This window comes from Sphingosinithalassobacter tenebrarum (genome assembly GCF_011057975.1).
Classification (GTDB): domain Bacteria; phylum Pseudomonadota; class Alphaproteobacteria; order Sphingomonadales; family Sphingomonadaceae; genus Sphingomonas; species Sphingomonas tenebrarum.
The window spans coordinates 2,823,185-2,838,040 of the sequence record NZ_CP049109.1 but is presented as its reverse complement, the minus strand read 5'-3'; the positions used below and the strand labels follow the sequence as shown (position 1 = coordinate 2,838,040).

At 64.9% G+C, this 14,856-nt stretch carries 13 protein-coding genes; 6 read left to right on the top strand and 7 right to left on the bottom strand.

The genetic code is table 11. The features are described 5' to 3' along the window. Positions 1–148: 148 nt before the first annotated feature. Both G5C33_RS14035 and G5C33_RS14030 read right to left on the bottom strand, forming a co-directional pair. The gene (locus G5C33_RS14035) at positions 149–1,126 is read right to left on the bottom strand and encodes an NAD(P)H-dependent flavin oxidoreductase (RefSeq protein ID WP_165327799.1); all 978 of its coding nucleotides are present in this window, start codon (positions 1,124–1,126) and stop codon (positions 149–151) included. Positions 1,127–1,215: 89 nt separating this feature from the next. Next, entirely contained in the window at positions 1,216–1,827 is a 612-nt protein-coding gene (locus G5C33_RS14030) for a TetR/AcrR family transcriptional regulator (protein WP_165327798.1), read from the bottom strand. A gap of 109 nt (positions 1,828–1,936) precedes the next feature. On the opposite strand from G5C33_RS14030, the gene G5C33_RS14025 reads away from it, so the two are divergent. Together G5C33_RS14025 and G5C33_RS14020 are read left to right on the top strand one after the other, a co-directional pair. After that, entirely contained in the window at positions 1,937–3,064 is a 1,128-nt protein-coding gene (locus tag G5C33_RS14025) for an acyl-CoA dehydrogenase family protein (protein WP_165327797.1), read from the top strand. A 27-nt stretch (positions 3,065–3,091) separates the two neighbouring features. Beyond that, entirely contained in the window at positions 3,092–4,540 is a 1,449-nt protein-coding gene (locus G5C33_RS14020) for an NAD-dependent succinate-semialdehyde dehydrogenase (RefSeq protein ID WP_165327796.1), read from the top strand. 164 nt (positions 4,541–4,704) lie between these two features. On the opposite strand, the gene G5C33_RS14015 is transcribed toward G5C33_RS14020, so the two are convergent. From G5C33_RS14015 to G5C33_RS14005, 3 genes are all read right to left on the bottom strand, one after another. Beyond that, complete coding sequence (locus tag G5C33_RS14015; protein ID WP_165327795.1) at positions 4,705–5,109, bottom strand: DUF1801 domain-containing protein; 405 nt, start codon at positions 5,107–5,109, stop codon at positions 4,705–4,707. 170 nt (positions 5,110–5,279) lie between these two features. Beyond that, the gene (locus G5C33_RS14010) at positions 5,280–5,762 is read right to left on the bottom strand and encodes a hypothetical protein (protein ID WP_165327794.1); all 483 of its coding nucleotides are present in this window, start codon (positions 5,760–5,762) and stop codon (positions 5,280–5,282) included. A gap of 182 nt (positions 5,763–5,944) precedes the next feature. Beyond that, a complete protein-coding gene (locus G5C33_RS14005; protein ID WP_165327793.1) occupies positions 5,945–7,672 on the bottom strand; it encodes an FAD-dependent oxidoreductase in 1,728 nt (575 codons plus the stop codon). Between the two features lie 195 nt (positions 7,673–7,867). Here G5C33_RS14005 and G5C33_RS14000 point away from each other — a divergent pair, with 195 nt between their 5' ends. The 4 genes from G5C33_RS14000 to G5C33_RS13985 all read left to right on the top strand — a co-directional run bounded on the left by G5C33_RS14000 (position 7,868) and on the right by G5C33_RS13985 (position 12,032). Further along, on the top strand, positions 7,868–9,034 hold the full coding sequence (locus G5C33_RS14000; RefSeq protein ID WP_165327792.1) for a CaiB/BaiF CoA transferase family protein: 1,167 nt from the start codon (positions 7,868–7,870) through the stop codon (positions 9,032–9,034). Further along, a complete protein-coding gene (locus G5C33_RS13995) occupies positions 9,031–10,227 on the top strand; it encodes a CaiB/BaiF CoA transferase family protein (protein WP_165327791.1) in 1,197 nt (398 codons plus the stop codon). The genes G5C33_RS14000 and G5C33_RS13995 overlap by 4 nt, the downstream gene beginning before the upstream one ends. Beyond that, entirely contained in the window at positions 10,224–11,222 is a 999-nt protein-coding gene (locus G5C33_RS13990) for a zinc-dependent alcohol dehydrogenase family protein (protein WP_165327790.1), read from the top strand. Before G5C33_RS13995 ends, G5C33_RS13990 begins: the two co-directional genes overlap by 4 nt. A gap of 189 nt (positions 11,223–11,411) precedes the next feature. Then, a complete protein-coding gene (locus G5C33_RS13985; RefSeq protein WP_165327789.1) occupies positions 11,412–12,032 on the top strand; it encodes a glutathione S-transferase family protein in 621 nt (206 codons plus the stop codon). A gap of 196 nt (positions 12,033–12,228) precedes the next feature. Here G5C33_RS13985 and G5C33_RS13980 read toward each other — a convergent pair whose 3' ends face one another. Further along, positions 12,229–12,666 carry a PaaI family thioesterase gene (locus G5C33_RS13980; RefSeq protein WP_165327788.1) on the bottom strand — a complete coding sequence of 146 codons (438 nt, stop codon included), beginning with the start codon at positions 12,664–12,666 and terminating at the stop codon, positions 12,229–12,231. Positions 12,667–12,677: 11 nt separating this feature from the next. Then, positions 12,678–14,753 (bottom strand): hydantoinase/oxoprolinase family protein, encoded by a 2,076-nt coding sequence (locus G5C33_RS13975; RefSeq protein ID WP_165327787.1) that lies wholly within the window; start codon positions 14,751–14,753, stop codon positions 12,678–12,680. Between the last annotated feature and the right edge of the window lie 103 nt (positions 14,754–14,856).

The following is a 14,856-nucleotide window of genomic DNA, read 5'->3' as shown; positions in this document are numbered from 1 at the left end:
AGAAGTGGACCCTGAAACGAGTTCAGGGTGACGATCGAGCCCCCACATGCGTTCGCACTGAGCTTGTCGAACTGCGGTTCTTCTTCTCGCCAGATTTGACAAGAAAGAACGGTGCTTCGACAGGCTCAGCACCAACGGGTGGACCGGGTCAGCCCACCAGCCCGGCCAGCCGCCCGCGAATGATATCCTCCGCGTCCGCTACGATCCGGGTCACCAGTTCCTCGCAGCTCGGGATGTCGTGGATCAGGCCCTGGATCTGGCCGGCCCAGATCAGGCCCGCCTCGAGGTCGCCGGTTTCGAGTGCCTGGCGGCCCTTGGCGCCCGAGACATAGGGCTGGACGTCCTTGAACTCCGCGCCGGGCTTGCTGCCGATCTCGACGACCTGATCGGATACCGAGTTCTTCGCGACGCGGCCGGTGTTGCGGAACTGGCGGAAAATCAAATTGGTGTCGCGCTCGTCATTGTCGACGAGGAACTGCTTCACCTTGTCGTGGATCGGCGCTTCTTTGGTCGCGCAGAAGCGCGTGCCCATGTTGATGCCGTCCGCGCCCAATGCGAGCGCGGCGGCGAGGCCGCGACCGTCGCCGAAGCCGCCGCTGGCGATCATCGGAATCCTGAGCTGATCGGCCGCCGCCGGGATCAGGATCAGGCCGGGAATGTCGTCCTCGCCCGGATGGCCCGCGCATTCGAACCCGTCGATCGAAATCGCATCGACGCCCATCCGCTCGGCCGACAGCGCGTGGCGGACGGCGGTGCATTTGTGAATCACCTTGATGCCGTGCGACTTGAAATCGTCGACATGTTCCTGCGGCTTATACCCCGCGGTTTCGACCAGCTTGATGCCTTCCTCGATGATCGCCTTGCGATATTCGGCATAGGGCGGCGGGCTGACCGAGGGGAGGATGGTGATGTTCACCCCGAACGGCTTGTCGGTCATCGTCCGGCAGCGCGCGATTTCGCGGCGCAGATCGTCGGGCGTCGGCTGGGTGAGCGCGGTGAGGATGCCGAGGCCGCCCGCATTGGAGACCGCCGCCGCCAGTTCGGCGCGACCGACCCACATCATCCCGCCCTGCACGACGGGATGTTCGATCCCGGCAAGTTCGGTGAAGCGCGTGCGAATGGCCATGTTGTTCCTCTCCGGTCCCGATCAAACTTGGCGGTCGCCTATATACTCGCGAGTAGCATCGCGCCAGCACCGCAAATGGCGATATCGGCTCAGCGGGGCGCGAGACCGTTGGTCAGCACGTCCACCATGGTAGCCGCAATTGCCTCTGGCTGATCTTCGCCTTCGGGGCGGTACCAGCGCGCGGGCCAGTTGAGCGCACCCGCGAGCGTGAAGGCTGTCATCCGCACGTCGCATGGCGCGATCGATTCGTCGGCGATGCCTTCCTCGATCAACGCCCGCATCGCCAGATCGACTTCGCGTTTCAGCGCGCGAAACCGTCGTGCGCTTTCGGGGGTCAGTGCTTCGTCCATCGTCCGGTTCACGCAGCGACCAAACTCGGTCATGCTGATCTGGGCATAGAGGTTGAGGAACATGCGCAGCCGGTCGAGCCCGGTCCCGTCGGTCGCATGCGCGCGATCGGCCGCTTCGCGCAGCTCGTTCATCCCCCGCCGCACGCATTCGAACAGCACCTGATCCTTGTTGCCGAGATAGTGATAGATGGTCGGCTTGCTTACGCCAAGGCTCGCCGCGACATCGTCGAGCGACGTCGCATGAAAGCCATGCGCGTTGAACATCCGCACCGCCGCCAGCAATACCGCCTCGCGCTTGCTTTCGCGCTCGGCCTGACGTTCCTGGGGGCTGCGGAAGGGGGATGCGTCCATGCGCTCCTCTGATAGGGATTCGGGCATGCGCCACAATTGACGCAACCGGGCCGTTAGGCAATATACCCGCAAGTAACCTATAGACCAGTGGGTTTAGGTCAGGAATCGGATGCTTCTCAACGAAACACAATGCGCCGTGCGCGACGCGGTGCGCGATTATGCGCAGGGCGAACTCAAGCCGCGCACCGCCGAATTCGAAGCCGCGGGCGGCTATCCCGACGGGCTGTTCCCCGAAATCGCCCAGCTCGGGCTGATGGGGATGACCGCGCCTGAGGCTTATGGCGGCGCGGCGACCGACACGATTTCCTATGCGCTGGCGCTGATCGAAGTCGCCGCCGCCGACGGCGCGCTTTCGACGATCATTTCGATCCAGAACAGCCTGATTGTCGGCGCGCTGCTGAAGCTCGGCAATGACGCGCAGAAGCAGCGCTTCCTGCCCGATCTGATCGCGGGGAAGATGATCGGCGCCTTCGCGCTCACCGAAACCGATGCCGGGTCCGACGCCTCCGCGATCCGCACGCGCGCGACGCGCGGCGAGGGCGGCTGGGTGCTCAACGGTGCCAAGCAGTTCATCACCTCGGGCAAGATCGGCGGGCTCGCCATTGTCTTCGCCGTTACCGACCCCGAAGCGGGCAAGCGCGGGATTTCCGCCTTCCTCGTCCCCACCGACACGCCGGGCTATTCGGTCGACAAGGTCGAGCACAAGATGGGGCAGGCGGCGTCGGACACCTGCGCGATCCGCTTTGACGACATGTTCGTTCCCGACGAACTGATGCTCGGCGAGGAAGGTCAGGGATATCGTATCGCGCTCTCCAACCTCGAAACCGGGCGGATCGGCATCGCCGCGCAATGCGTCGGCATGGCGCAGGCGGCGCTGGAAATCGCCGCCGCCTATGCCAAGGAGCGCAAGAGCTTCGGCAAGCCGATCATGGAGCATCAGGCGGTCGGCTTCCGGCTCGCCGATCTGGCGACGCGGCTGGAGGCGGCGCGGCATCTGGTGCTGCACGCGGCCGCGCTCAAGGATGCGGAAATTCCCTGCCTCACCGAAGCCTCGCAGGCCAAGCTGTTCGCGTCCGAAGCCGCCGAAGCGATCGTCTCCGGCGCGATCCAGACTTTGGGCGGCTATGGCTATCTCGAGGAATTCGGGCTGGCGAAAATCTATCGCGATGTTCGCGTCTGCCAGATTTATGAAGGCACGTCGGACATTCAGCGCCTTGTGATTGCCCGCAGCCTGTAACGGCCGCGCGGGAACTGGAGAATATTTATGGGCATCAGCCTCAAAGACACCGATCTGCTGCGCGAACAATGCCTGGTGAACGGCGAATGGATCGGCGAGCCGAGCCTGGCCGTTACCGATCCGGCGACCGACGAGACGCTGGCCAGCGTGCCGCAGCTCGATGCCGGGCAGGTACAGGCGGCGATCGCGGGCGCCGAGGCGGCTCTGCCCGCATGGAGCAAGAAGCTCGCCGGCGAGCGCGCGCGCATCCTGCGCCGCTGGTTCGATCTGATGATCGAGCATCAGGATGACCTGGCGATGATCCTGACGCGCGAACAGGGCAAGGCGCTGACCGAAGCCAAGGGCGAAATCGCCTATGCCGCCGCCTTCATCGAATGGTTCGCCGAAGAGGCCAAGCGCGTGTACGGCGAAGTGATCCCCAGCCACCGCGCCGACAGCCGCATCGTCGTGATCAAGCAGCCCGTCGGTGTCGTCGCGGCGATCACGCCGTGGAATTTCCCCGCCGCGATGATCACGCGCAAGGCCGGCCCCGCGCTCGCCGCCGGCTGTACCATGGTGTGCAAGCCCGCCAGCCAGACGCCGCTGACCGCGCTGGCGCTCGCCGTGCTGGCCGAGCGGGCGGGCATCCCCAAGGGCGTGTTCAATGTCGTGACGGGCTCTTCGCGCGTGCTCGGCGCCGAGCTGACGAGCAGCCCGGTGGTGCGCAAGCTGAGCTTCACCGGATCGACCGAGGTCGGCAAGAAGCTGATGGAGCAGTGCGCGCCGACGATGAAGAAGCTGTCGATGGAGCTGGGCGGGAATGCGCCGTTCATCGTCTTCGACGACGCCGATCTGGATGCGGCGGTGGAAGGCGCGATCGCCTCCAAATACCGCAACAGTGGGCAGACCTGCGTCTGCGTAAACCGCGTCTTCGTGCAGAAGGGCGTGGCGGACGCGTTCGTGAAGAAGCTCGGCGAAGCGGTCGGTGCGCTCAAGGTCGGCCCCGGCACTGCCGAAGGCACGCAGCAGGGGCCGCTGATCGATGAAGCGGCGGTCGAGAAGGTCGAGGAGCATATCGCCGACGCCACCGCCAAGGGCGCCAAAGTGATCACCGGCGGGGAGCGCAGCGATCTGGGTCACAGCTTCTTCAAGCCGACTGTCCTCGCCGGCTGCACGCCCGAGATGAAGCTCGCCGACGAAGAGACGTTCGGCCCGCTCGCCCCGGTCTTCTTCTTCGAGACCGAGGAGGAAGTGATGGCGATGGCGAACGACACCGAAGTCGGCCTCGCCGGCTATTTCTACACTCGCGACCTGTCGCGGGCGTGGCGCGTGGCCGAGGCGATGGAAACCGGCATCGTCGGCATCAACACCGGCCTCATCTCCACCGAAGTCGCGCCGTTCGGCGGGATCAAGGAATCGGGCATGGGCCGCGAAGGATCGCGGCACGGCATCGAGGATTATGTCGAGATGAAATATCTCTGCATGTCGGGGATTTGAGGATCGTCCCATCGAATGCACCTTAGAGTGCGTTTTATCCGGCTGGTTCTTCCTGTCGCCCCTGCGAAGGCAGGGGCCCATCTCTTTATCCGCGAGCGATGCTCCAAGAGGGGATAGACATAGGCCCCTGCCTTCGCAGGGGCGACGGTGGGCGCTGGAGCGAGTTAATCTTGAGCGTCTTGCGTAACCTCGATCCATCGCCGGCATAGCGCGGTGAGCCCTTCCCATACGCTCTCGATCGCATCGAGCGTCCTGAACGTCGCCACGCCGCGATCGGGCGCGGGCCATTTGGCGATTCCGTCGACATCCTCGAAGGCGAAGCCCGCCACATCCTTCGCCGCCGCGCCGCGATGGAGGACGATGCGGACGCCGCCCTTGCGTTCGATGCCGAGGGTGATGCGATCGTCGCCCGCGACGGCGAAGCTGGGCGCGTTCCACTTGATCCGTTCTTCGAGCCCCGGATACGCGGTTGTTACGATCGCACGCAGCGCGTCGATCATCGCCAGCGTGGCAGCGTCGAGACCAGCGCGGAATTGTTCGACGGTATCGCCCGGTTGATTCGCAGCCATTCCCCGATCCCCTCCAAATCGCAAAACCCGCGCATTTCCATGCCAAGTTCGCACCGGGTCGCGACGTAACACGCGCGGGCGCGCCCGCCTGCGCGCGCGGGCGCGAGAGGGCAGGATAATGTGGAACGTATCAGGAACTTTTGGTTGTAGGAAAGCGAAAAATCGAGCTGCTAGGCGTCCGCCAATCTGATGCGTTTGTGAAGCAGCCGAATGGCGCCCCAGGTCGCGCCTGCCGCGAGCAACCAGCAGATCAGGATCTGTATGCCGAACCCGGAGAGAAGATAGCTGGCGGTGGTTCTGTGAAGCGTCGTCTTCCCCGACGGATAGGCATAGCATTCGCTCCACTCGCCCCGCCAGAATGACAGAACGAACTGGTCCGATGGGGCCTTTTCAAAATCGGGGGCGCAGTCGATGGGCTCAAAGGTAAGCGACGACGATATCGAGGGACCGCCGGAAGCGAGCGAAAGCTGTCGAAGCGTCTCCGTTGAGGGCAGATTCTCGCTCAGCGATACATATTCTGCAGCGCGCTCAAACTGCTGATAATAGGCGCGATCCTTCGCGGCTTGCTCGGAGAGCATTATCGGCATCATTGTTCCGATGAGCGCGAAGAAGATTGCCATCGCACCCAGCAGCAATACCAGAATGATTCTCATGCCACAGCCTCTCGATAGGCCGATCTTGCAGCGCTGGACGAGGGTGCGCAACTGCGCCTCAAGCGTATCCCGTCATCCCGGGCTTGATCCGGGATCCAGCTTCCTCCTTCTTCCGGCGCGTCGAAAAGGTAGCTGGACCCCGGATCAAGGCCGGGGTGACGGGGTATCTGGAGGGTCGGACGTTACTCCGCCGTCGCGGGCTCCGCTTCGCCCGGGGCGCGGTTGCTGGCGCGGCTGGCGATGTCGTTGGCGGCGATATAGCCGAAGACCATCGCCGGACCGATCGTGCCGCCGGCACCCGGATAGTTGAGGCCGAAGGGGCTGCCCGCCGCGTTGCCCGCCGCCCAGAGGCCGGGGATCGGCTTGCCTTCGCCGTCGCAGACGCGCGCCTTGTCGTCGGCCTTGAGCCCGCCCTTGGTGCCGAGATCGCCCAGATAGACGGGGATGGCGTAGAAGGGCGCCTTCTTGATCGGGCCGAGCGCCGGATTGGGCTTGCAGGTCGGATCGCCGAACGCCTGGTCGTAGATGGTGCTGCCGCGCCCGAATTCGGGGTCCTCGCCCTTGGCGGCATAGTCGTTCATCCGCTTGACCACGTCCTCCAGCTTGGCGGGATCGAGGTTGAGCTTCTTCGCCAGTTCGCCCGGCGTATCGGCCTTGAACACATAATGATCCCACCAGTCGACCGGGATCGACTTGTCGGACATGATCGCGGTGGGAAGGATGCCGCCGGCGGTGAACTTGTCGCGGAACGCCTTGTCGAACACCATCCAGCAGGGGGTGTTGGCGCCGGTTTTCTTCTGGTCCGCCACCATCCCCGCGCCGAAGCGGTCATAGCTGCAGCTTTCGTTGACGAAGCGGTCGCCGTTGCGATTGACGCACACCGCGCCGGGGCGGCCGACGTCGAAGATCGCCTGATGCACTTCCTGGAAGTTGGACGAGCTGGGCGCGGGCAGGATCATGGTCGGCGCCCACCAGCCTTCCTCGGTATGTTCGGTCGCCGCGCCGTGCTTTTCGGCGGCGATCAGCGCGCCGCCGGTATTGGCGCCCGGCGGGGTGCTCGACCAGAAGATCGAGGTTTTCACCGGATAGAAACGGTCGCGCAGTTCCTGGCTCCATTCGAAGCCGCCCGCCGCGATGACGACACCGTGGCGTGCCTCGATGTCATATTTCGTGCCGAACTGGCTGACCGTGGCGCCCGATACCTTGCCGTCGGTGAAGGTGAGCTCTTCGAGCGCGGTTTCGGTGCGAATCTCGACGCCCTTTTCGATCAGCTTTTCGAGGATCGGGCCGATCAGTGCGTTGCCCGACACGAAATTGCGGTCGCGCTTGGTGAAGGCGCGGGTGCTGCGATCCATCCAGTAGCGGCTGATCACCTTGGCGAATTTGCGCTTCCAGCCCTTGGAGCGGGCGGCGATCGCAAAGGTTTCCTCCAGGTTCATCGCATAGCGGTTGAACAGCTTGAAGCGCGGATACTGATCGCGGACCAGCGGGAATTTGTCGCCGAGCTTGCGCGCGTCGTACATCGGCAGGACGCAGCTGCGGTCCATCCGCGATCCGGGCATTTCGGCGAAATAATCGGGCCAGGGCATGGGGATGAAGTTGATCCCCTGATCGCCCATGAACTTCAGCATTTCCGCGCCGGTATCGACATAGGCTTCGAGCCGGGCGCGATTGACCGGACCCTGGATCACCGCGTCGAGATATTCGAGCGTTTCCTCGCGCGTGTCGGTGGTGCCGTTCAGGCCGTTGTTCGGGATCCAGGCGACGCCGCCCGACGTGGCGGACGTGCCGCCGATCTTGTGCGCCTTTTCCACGACCAGCACGTCGAGGCCCAGTTCGCGGGCGCGCAGTGCTGCGGAAAGACCCGCCGCGCCGGAGCCCACCACGATCACGTCATGCGTTTCGGCCATTCCTGCTCCCTCATCCTTCGATTTGATTTGGTTCGCAGACTAGCGGGCGCCGCGGGCGGCTTCGACCGCCTCTTGCGATGCTTGCGCATCAGTGCCGTTTGCGGCTGTTATCGATTCAACCGGGGACAAGCGCGCGGGTGTGTCGCGCCGCGGCCCCGTGTCAAACAGCGAAAAACGAGTTGAGAGGAGCCGCTTTTGTCTGCGCTGAACCATGTCCGGGTCGTCGAGATCGCCGAAGCGGTCGCCGGCGAATATTGCGGCAAGCTGCTTGCCGATTTCGGCGCCGAAGTCATCAAGATCGAACGGCCCGGCAGCGGCAGCCCGACCCGCGCGATGGGGCCGTTTCTGGATGACGAACCGGGCGCCGAGCGGAGCGGGCTGTTTGCGTATCTCAACACCAACAAACGGTCGGTGGCGCTCGATCTGGGCGATGCGGCGGGGCGCGAGACGCTGGGTGCATTGCTCGCCAAAGCCGATGTGCTGATCGACGATCATGCGCCGGGCTGGCTTGCCGAGATGGGCCTCGATGCGCAGGCGCTTGCCGAGAAATTTCCGCAGCTGATCGCCTGTTCGATCACCCCGTTCGGCCAGTCGGCGCCGCCCGAACGGCGGCACGCGACGGACCTGACCGTGATGCAGGCGAGCGGCTGGGGCTATCACACGCCTAGCGGCGCAGACCCGGACAAGCCGCCGCTGAAAGGGGCGGGGCGGTTCCTGCCGAGCTATGAAGGCGGGCTCGACGGCGCGATGTGCGTCGCCGCCGCGCTGTTCGGCCGCGAGGAGCGCGGGACCTTTATCGATATCTCGATGCAGGAGACCCTGGCGTCGCGCGTAGATTATGTGCTGGCGCAGATGGTCGCGGGCGAAATGGATGTGGGCGAGGAGCGCACGCGGTTCGATCTCGGCGGGCCGGCGGGAATTTTCCCGTGCCGCGACGGCTTCGTCTATATCTTCGCGTCGGCGCCGACGCATTGGGAAGCGATCAAGACACTGACCGGCAATCCCGAATGGGCGCAGGCCTATCCCGACAACTGGCTCGAACGCGGGCTTAGCCCCGAGCGGATCGCGCAGGTGCGCGGGGCGATCGTCGAGTGGCTGAAGGGCGAGGGCAAGGACGAAGCGGCGGAGAAGGCGCAGGCGCTGGGGCTGACGCTCGTCCCGCTCAACAATGCCGATGATCTGGAGCGATCGCCGCAGCTCGCGCATCGCGGCTATTTCGAGGAAGTGGCGCATTCCGTGCTCGGCACGCGGCGCTATCCCGGCGTGCCCTATCGGATGAGCGCGACGCCTGCCGTGCTGGACCGCGCGGCGCCGATGCTCGGCGAGCACGATGCACTATTGGACGAAGGAGCGAACGCATGAGCCTGAAGCAACGCGGCGGGCCGCTCGCGGGGGTCCGCGTCCTCGAACTCACCAAGGTCTGGGCAGGGCCGGAAACGGGCAAGCAGCTCGCCTTTCTGGGTGCCGAAGTGATCAAGGTGGAAAGCGAAGGCTCGCTCGACGTCACGCGTTTCTACGGCGTCGACGACATCAATCAGGCGCCGGGGTTTCAGTCGGTCAATCCGCAGAAGCTGAGCTGTCAGATCAACATGAAGTCGCCCGAGGGGATGGGCCTGCTCAAGCGGTTGATCGCCGAATGCGATATCGTCGTCGAAAATCTCCGGCCCGGCGCGATGAAGCGGCTGGGGCTCGACTATGCGGCGCTCAAGGCTTTGCGCGAGGACGTCATTCTGGTGTCGATGGGGATGTACGGCAATGACGGGCCGCTTGCGAACCAGACCGGCTATGCGCCCTGTTTCGTCGCGCTGGGCGGGCTGAGCGGCCTGGTCGGCTATGCCGGGGAGACGCCGCAGGGAATGAATGTCCGCTATGCCGATTCTACGTTCGGTACGGCTGCGGCATTCGCTGCGCTGGTCGCGCTCAACCATCGAAAGCGGACCGGCGAGGGGCAATTCATCGACGTTTCGGCAGTCGAAGCGATGACGAGCATGATCGGCGACAGCTTCATGGACTACAGCCTCAACGGTCGCATCGCGGCGTGCGACGGCAATGCCCATGCCGAGATGGCGCCGCATGGCGTCTATCGCTGTTCGGGCAATGACTGGATCGCGATTTCCGCGGCGAACGATGCGCAGTGGGGAACGCTGGCGGGGTTGCTTGGGCTCGGCGATAACGCGCGGTTCGCGACGCTCGCCGACCGCAAGGCCAATGAGAACGCGCTCGACGCGCTGATCACCGACTGGACGCGTTCGCAGGACGCAAAGGCGCTCGCCGAGAAGCTGCAGGGCGCGGGCGTTCCGGCGGCGAAGAGCGCCAATTCGGTCGATCTGATCGCAGACGAGCATTTCTGGGGTCGCGAATTCTATCCGATGACGGTCGATGGCGCGGGGAATGCGAAGCCGATCATCGGGCCGTCCTGGCGGATGACCGGTGGCGCGGAAATCACCGACGGCGCGCCTTCCCTCGGCGAGCATAATGCCTATGTCTTCGGGGAGATTCTGGGCATCGACGATGCCGAGCGCGAACGATTGGTGGCGGAGGGCGTGACACGGTGAAAGCGGCATATGGCAAGGGCGGCGCGGGAATCGACGCGGTGGAAATTCGCGAGATCGACGATCCGTCCGAGCCGGGGCCGGGCGAAGCGCTGGTCCGCCTGACCGCCGCGACGCTCAATTATCGCGACCTGATCATGGTGAAGGGGCTGATCCCCGGCCTCGCCAAGGAGCCCGAGTTCGTGCCGCTTTCCTGCGCGGCGGGCGTTGTGACTTCGGTGGGCGAGGGCGTGAATCGCGTCGCGCCGGGCGACCGCGTCAGCCCGCTTTTCGCGCAGGGCTGGATCGACGGGCCGCCCGATCCGCAGCGGATGCTCGGCGGGTCGATGGATGGGGTGGCGCGCAATGCCGGGATTTTCGACGCGGAGAGCCTGGTCCGCTTGCCCGATACGCTCGGTGATCTGGAGGCAGCGACGCTGCCCTGCGCGGGGTTGACGGCGTGGAGCGCGCTGTTCGCGGTGCGGCCGATCAAGGCGGGCGAATGGGTGTTGCTGCAGGGGACCGGCGGGGTTTCGATCGCGGCGCTGCAATGGGCGAAGGCGGCAGGGGCGAAAGTGGCGATCACCTCGTCCTCCGACGCGAAGCTGGCGCGGGCGAAGGCGCTCGGCGCCGATGTCGGCGTCAATTACCGGACCGAGAGCGACTGGCCGGGCGCGGTGCGCGAAGCGATCGGCGGCGGCGTCGATATCCTGGTCGATGTCGTCGGGACGGGGGCGATCGAAGAGTCCGCCGCGCTGCTCAACGAAGGCGGGATCGTCGCCGGGATCGGGATGCTCGACGGCACCTTCAGCTGGGGCAAGGACGAGGAAATCGGCCATATGATCGCGCGGATCAGCGTCGGCAATCGCGGCGCGCATGAGGCGATGCTCGCCTTTGCCGCCGCACATGCGATCCGGCCGGTGGTCGATATGGTCTATGACCTAGACCGGCTGGTAGATGCGATGCATCACCTCGAAAGCGGGGGCTTTTTCGGCAAGATTGGTATCAACTTGCTGTGAGCGGCAAGCCTGCGTGCTAGGCGCTTGGGTAAGTTCCTCCCCTGGAAGGGGAGGGGGACCATGCGGAGCATGGTGGAGGGGTAGGAGCCGCAAGCGCTGCCGCAGGAGGCCAATACCCCTCCACCGCTTCGCGGTTCCCCTCCCCCTCCGGGGGAGGAACCAAGGCAGTAAAGAGAGGGAGGAAGCCCCATGATCATCGTCCACCATCTGGAAAATTCGCGCTCGCAGCGCGTCCTCTGGCTGCTCGAGGAACTGGGGCTGCCCTATGAGGTGCAGCATTATGCGCGCGCCAAGACGATGGCGGCGCCCGCCGAACTGCGCCGCATCCATCCGCTCGGCAAGTCGCCGATCATCCAGGATGGCGAGAACACGATCGCGGAGACCGGGGCGATCATCGAATATCTGGTCGAAAAGGCCGACGGGCGGCTCGGCGCGCCGGGCGATCGGCAATCGGTGCTGCGCTATCGCTATTTCCTGCACTATGCCGAAGGGTCGGTGATGACCAATTTGCTGATGACGATGGTCGTCGGCATGGTACCGCTGCTCGGCAAGCCGATCCAGAAGAAGCTGGCGCCGCTGGTGAAGGTGCATCTCGATTTCATCGAGGCCGAGCTGGGCAAGCGGCCCTGGTTCGCCGGGCAGGAGTTCACGGCTGCCGACGTGATGATGAGCTTCCCGCTCGAATTCGCGGCGGCGCGGATGGATGGGCTCAAGGGGCGGCCGAATACGAAGGCGTGGCTGGAGAAGATCCATGCGCGACCGGCGTATCAGGCGGCGCTGGAGCGCGGTGGGCCGTATGATTTCGCGTGAGGTGGGGTGCGGAGTGTAACCGCATCAACCAGACGCAACCGTCACCCTGAACTTGTTTCAGGGTCCACTGTGCTGCCGGTACCAGGCTTGCGGGGTGTGCGCGACGGCGCCGCTTGAGCTGCTACGTTAGCGTCTGTGGCCCAGTGGATGCTGAAACAAGTTCAGCATGACGATCATAGTTGGCGGAGGGCAGGCCTTACCCTTTGCTGGCATCCTCGCCCGGTGCGCGCAGGACGCTCCATATTCCCTCGGCGCTCGCGACGGTGCGGCTCTCGCTCCCCACCAGGCCGCGCATGAATAGCATCCGCGAGGTGCGGTGCACGATTTCGGGCCTCGCGACGACGAACTCGCCCATTTTCGCAAGCGAGGCGAACTGCACCTGCAATTGCGTCGTCGCGCAGCGGGCGTGGCCGAGCGCTTCGACCACGGCGACACCAAAGGCGACGTCGCAAAAGGTCATCAGCGCACCGCCGTGGACGCTGCCGATATGCCGGTTCGAGATGTGCTCGCCCGCGACGATGCCGATTTCCAGCGTGTCGCCCGATCCGCGCCGCCAATAGGGGCCGACCGAACCCGAAAAGCCCGGCGGATCGAACTTGCGCCAGCCATCGGCCTCGAGCTGCGCGGGCTCCATCGCGGTGCGGCTCAGCCCTGTTTGGTCAGCAGATAGTCGCCCGCATCGTCGACCGAGGCCTTCCAGCCGGGATAGACGACGATCGTGGTGAACGTTTCCTCGATCACCGCCGGGCCGACAATGAAGTTTCCGGGCGCCAGATCGGCGCCGAGATAGATATCGGTATCCTTGAACCCGGTGCCGAGATTGGCGCGGCGCGTCTTGGCGGGCTTGGCCGGCTTGGGCGCCGCGCTGGTGCCCTGAAGCACCGCGGGCGAGGCGGTTTCGACATAGGTGGCGAGGCGGACGCCGATAACCTCGGGCACCTCATATTCGCGGATATGGCCGTATTCTTCCATGTGCCGCGCGTTGAACAGTTCGATCGCTTTCGCGCCGATGCCGTCATCGACCCAGTCGAGATCGCCGAGCGCCCGGCCGTCGCTGATGTCGAAGGTCAGCGCGAAATTCTGGCCGGGATAGCGCATGTTGAGCTGATAATTGGCCTGGATGTCGCCCTTGGCGAAGCGCGCGGCGGTGAGATATTTCTCGGCGCGGTCGCCGAGTTCCTTCCACAGCTCCTTGAGCCTGGCGGTGTCGAGCGCATTGGCGGGCGCAACGTACGAGCGTTCCTCGTCGATCGTCGGATTGGCGACGAGTGTGCCGAGCGCGGAGAAGGTCGGCGATGCCTTGGGGACGAGCACCTTTTCGATGCCCAGATCCTCGGCCTGGATCGCGGCGAAGACGGGGCCGTTGCCGCCATAGGCGAGCATGATCATGTCCTGCGGATCGATGCCCTTGCCCGCGGTGATGCGGCGCACGCCCTGGCTCATATTGGCGTTGACGACGCGCCAGCAATCGAACGCGGCTTCCTCGGCCGAATAGCCCATTTCGCGGGCGAGTGTTTCGAACGCTTCGTCGACTCCCTTGCGGGTCAGCGAGAAGCTGCCGCCGGCAAAGCCTTCATCGGTCGAGAGGATGCCGAGCATGACCAGCGCGTCGGTGATGGTCGGGCTGGTGCCGCCGCGGCCATAGCAGATCGGGCCGGGTTCGGAGCCGGCAGAGGCGGGGCCGACTTCGAGCGCGCCTGCGTTGACGTGGCAGATCGAGCCGCCGCCCGCGCCCAGCGTTTCCACCTTCACCATCGGCACGCCGACGAGATAGCGGTGGTGCATGTTCCAGCCGGCTTCGGCCGGTGCGGCGCCGTCCTGCACCAGCGAGATATCGTAGCTTGTCCCGCCCATGTCGACGCACAGGATGTTGGGATAGCCCTTGGCGGTGCCGACATGCGCCGAGCCGATGACGCCGCCCGCCGGGCCGCTCGCCAGCACGCGGATCGGCGCGCCTTCGATATAGTCGACGGTCATCACGCCGCCCGAAGCCTGCATCACCATCAGCTGGTTGGTGTACCCAGCTTCGCAGACGCGCTCGACCAGACGGTCGAGATAGGAGGCGACGCGCGGCGCGACATAGGCGTTCACCACCGTGGTCGAGGTGCGGTCATATTCGGGCTGGCGCGGGAGAACCTCATGGCTCTTCGAGATGAGTATGCCGGGCATTTCCTCGGCGACGATCTCCGCGACACGCTTTTCGTGCGCAGGATTGACGAAGGAGAAGAGCAGCGAGATCGCGACCGATTCGACGCCCTGCTTGGAAAGGCGGCGGCAGGCCTCGCGGACCGCATCCTCGTCGAGCTGCTTGTGGACCGTACCGTCGTGCAGGATGCGCTCGGGCACGGTCAGGCGGCGGCGGCGCGGCGTGATCTGCTTGGGCGGCGTCAGGCGCAGATCCCAGATGTCTTCCTTGAACCCGCGGCGATATTCCATCTCGTCGCGAAAGCCCTCGGTGGTGATCAGGCCCGTCAGCGCGCCGTTCATTTCGATCAGCGTGTTGTCGGCAACGGTGGTGCCGTGGACGATCGCGTCGCACCGGCCCATGAAATCGGCAAGCGACAGGCCCTCCATCTCGGCGAGCTTTTCAAGCCCGCTCATCACGCCGAGCGAGCGATCCTCGGGCGTGGTGAGGTTCTTGTAGAGGACAACATCGGTGCCTTTGAGCAGCGAGAAGTCCGTGAACGTGCCGCCGATATCGATGCCGACGCGATAACCCATCAGTTTGCTCCCCCGGGAGTGTGTTTGCTTGTTCGGGCGCTTGGCCATCCCCGTTTCACACGTCGTCACCCTGAACTTGTTTCAGGGTCCACCGACCAACAGG

Bases quoted from the DNA above. Each gene is read 5' to 3' on its own strand.
- G5C33_RS14035 (WP_165327799.1), bottom strand. From the start codon at position 1,126: ATGGCCATTCGCACGCGCTTCACCGAACTTGCCGGGATCGAACATCCC.
- G5C33_RS14030 (WP_165327798.1), bottom strand. From the start codon at position 1,827: ATGGACGCATCCCCCTTCCGCAGCCCCCAGGAACGTCAGGCCGAGCGC.
- G5C33_RS14025 (WP_165327797.1), top strand. From the start codon at position 1,937: ATGCTTCTCAACGAAACACAATGCGCCGTGCGCGACGCGGTGCGCGAT.
- G5C33_RS14020 (WP_165327796.1), top strand. From the start codon at position 3,092: ATGGGCATCAGCCTCAAAGACACCGATCTGCTGCGCGAACAATGCCTG.
- G5C33_RS14015 (WP_165327795.1), bottom strand. From the start codon at position 5,109: ATGGCTGCGAATCAACCGGGCGATACCGTCGAACAATTCCGCGCTGGT.
- G5C33_RS14010 (WP_165327794.1), bottom strand. From the start codon at position 5,762: ATGAGAATCATTCTGGTATTGCTGCTGGGTGCGATGGCAATCTTCTTC.
- G5C33_RS14005 (WP_165327793.1), bottom strand. From the start codon at position 7,672: ATGGCCGAAACGCATGACGTGATCGTGGTGGGCTCCGGCGCGGCGGGT.
- G5C33_RS13995 (WP_165327791.1), top strand. From the start codon at position 9,031: ATGAGCCTGAAGCAACGCGGCGGGCCGCTCGCGGGGGTCCGCGTCCTC.
- G5C33_RS13985 (WP_165327789.1), top strand. From the start codon at position 11,412: ATGATCATCGTCCACCATCTGGAAAATTCGCGCTCGCAGCGCGTCCTC.
- G5C33_RS13980 (WP_165327788.1), bottom strand. From the start codon at position 12,666: ATGGAGCCCGCGCAGCTCGAGGCCGATGGCTGGCGCAAGTTCGATCCG.
- G5C33_RS13975 (WP_165327787.1), bottom strand. From the start codon at position 14,753: ATGGGTTATCGCGTCGGCATCGATATCGGCGGCACGTTCACGGACTTC.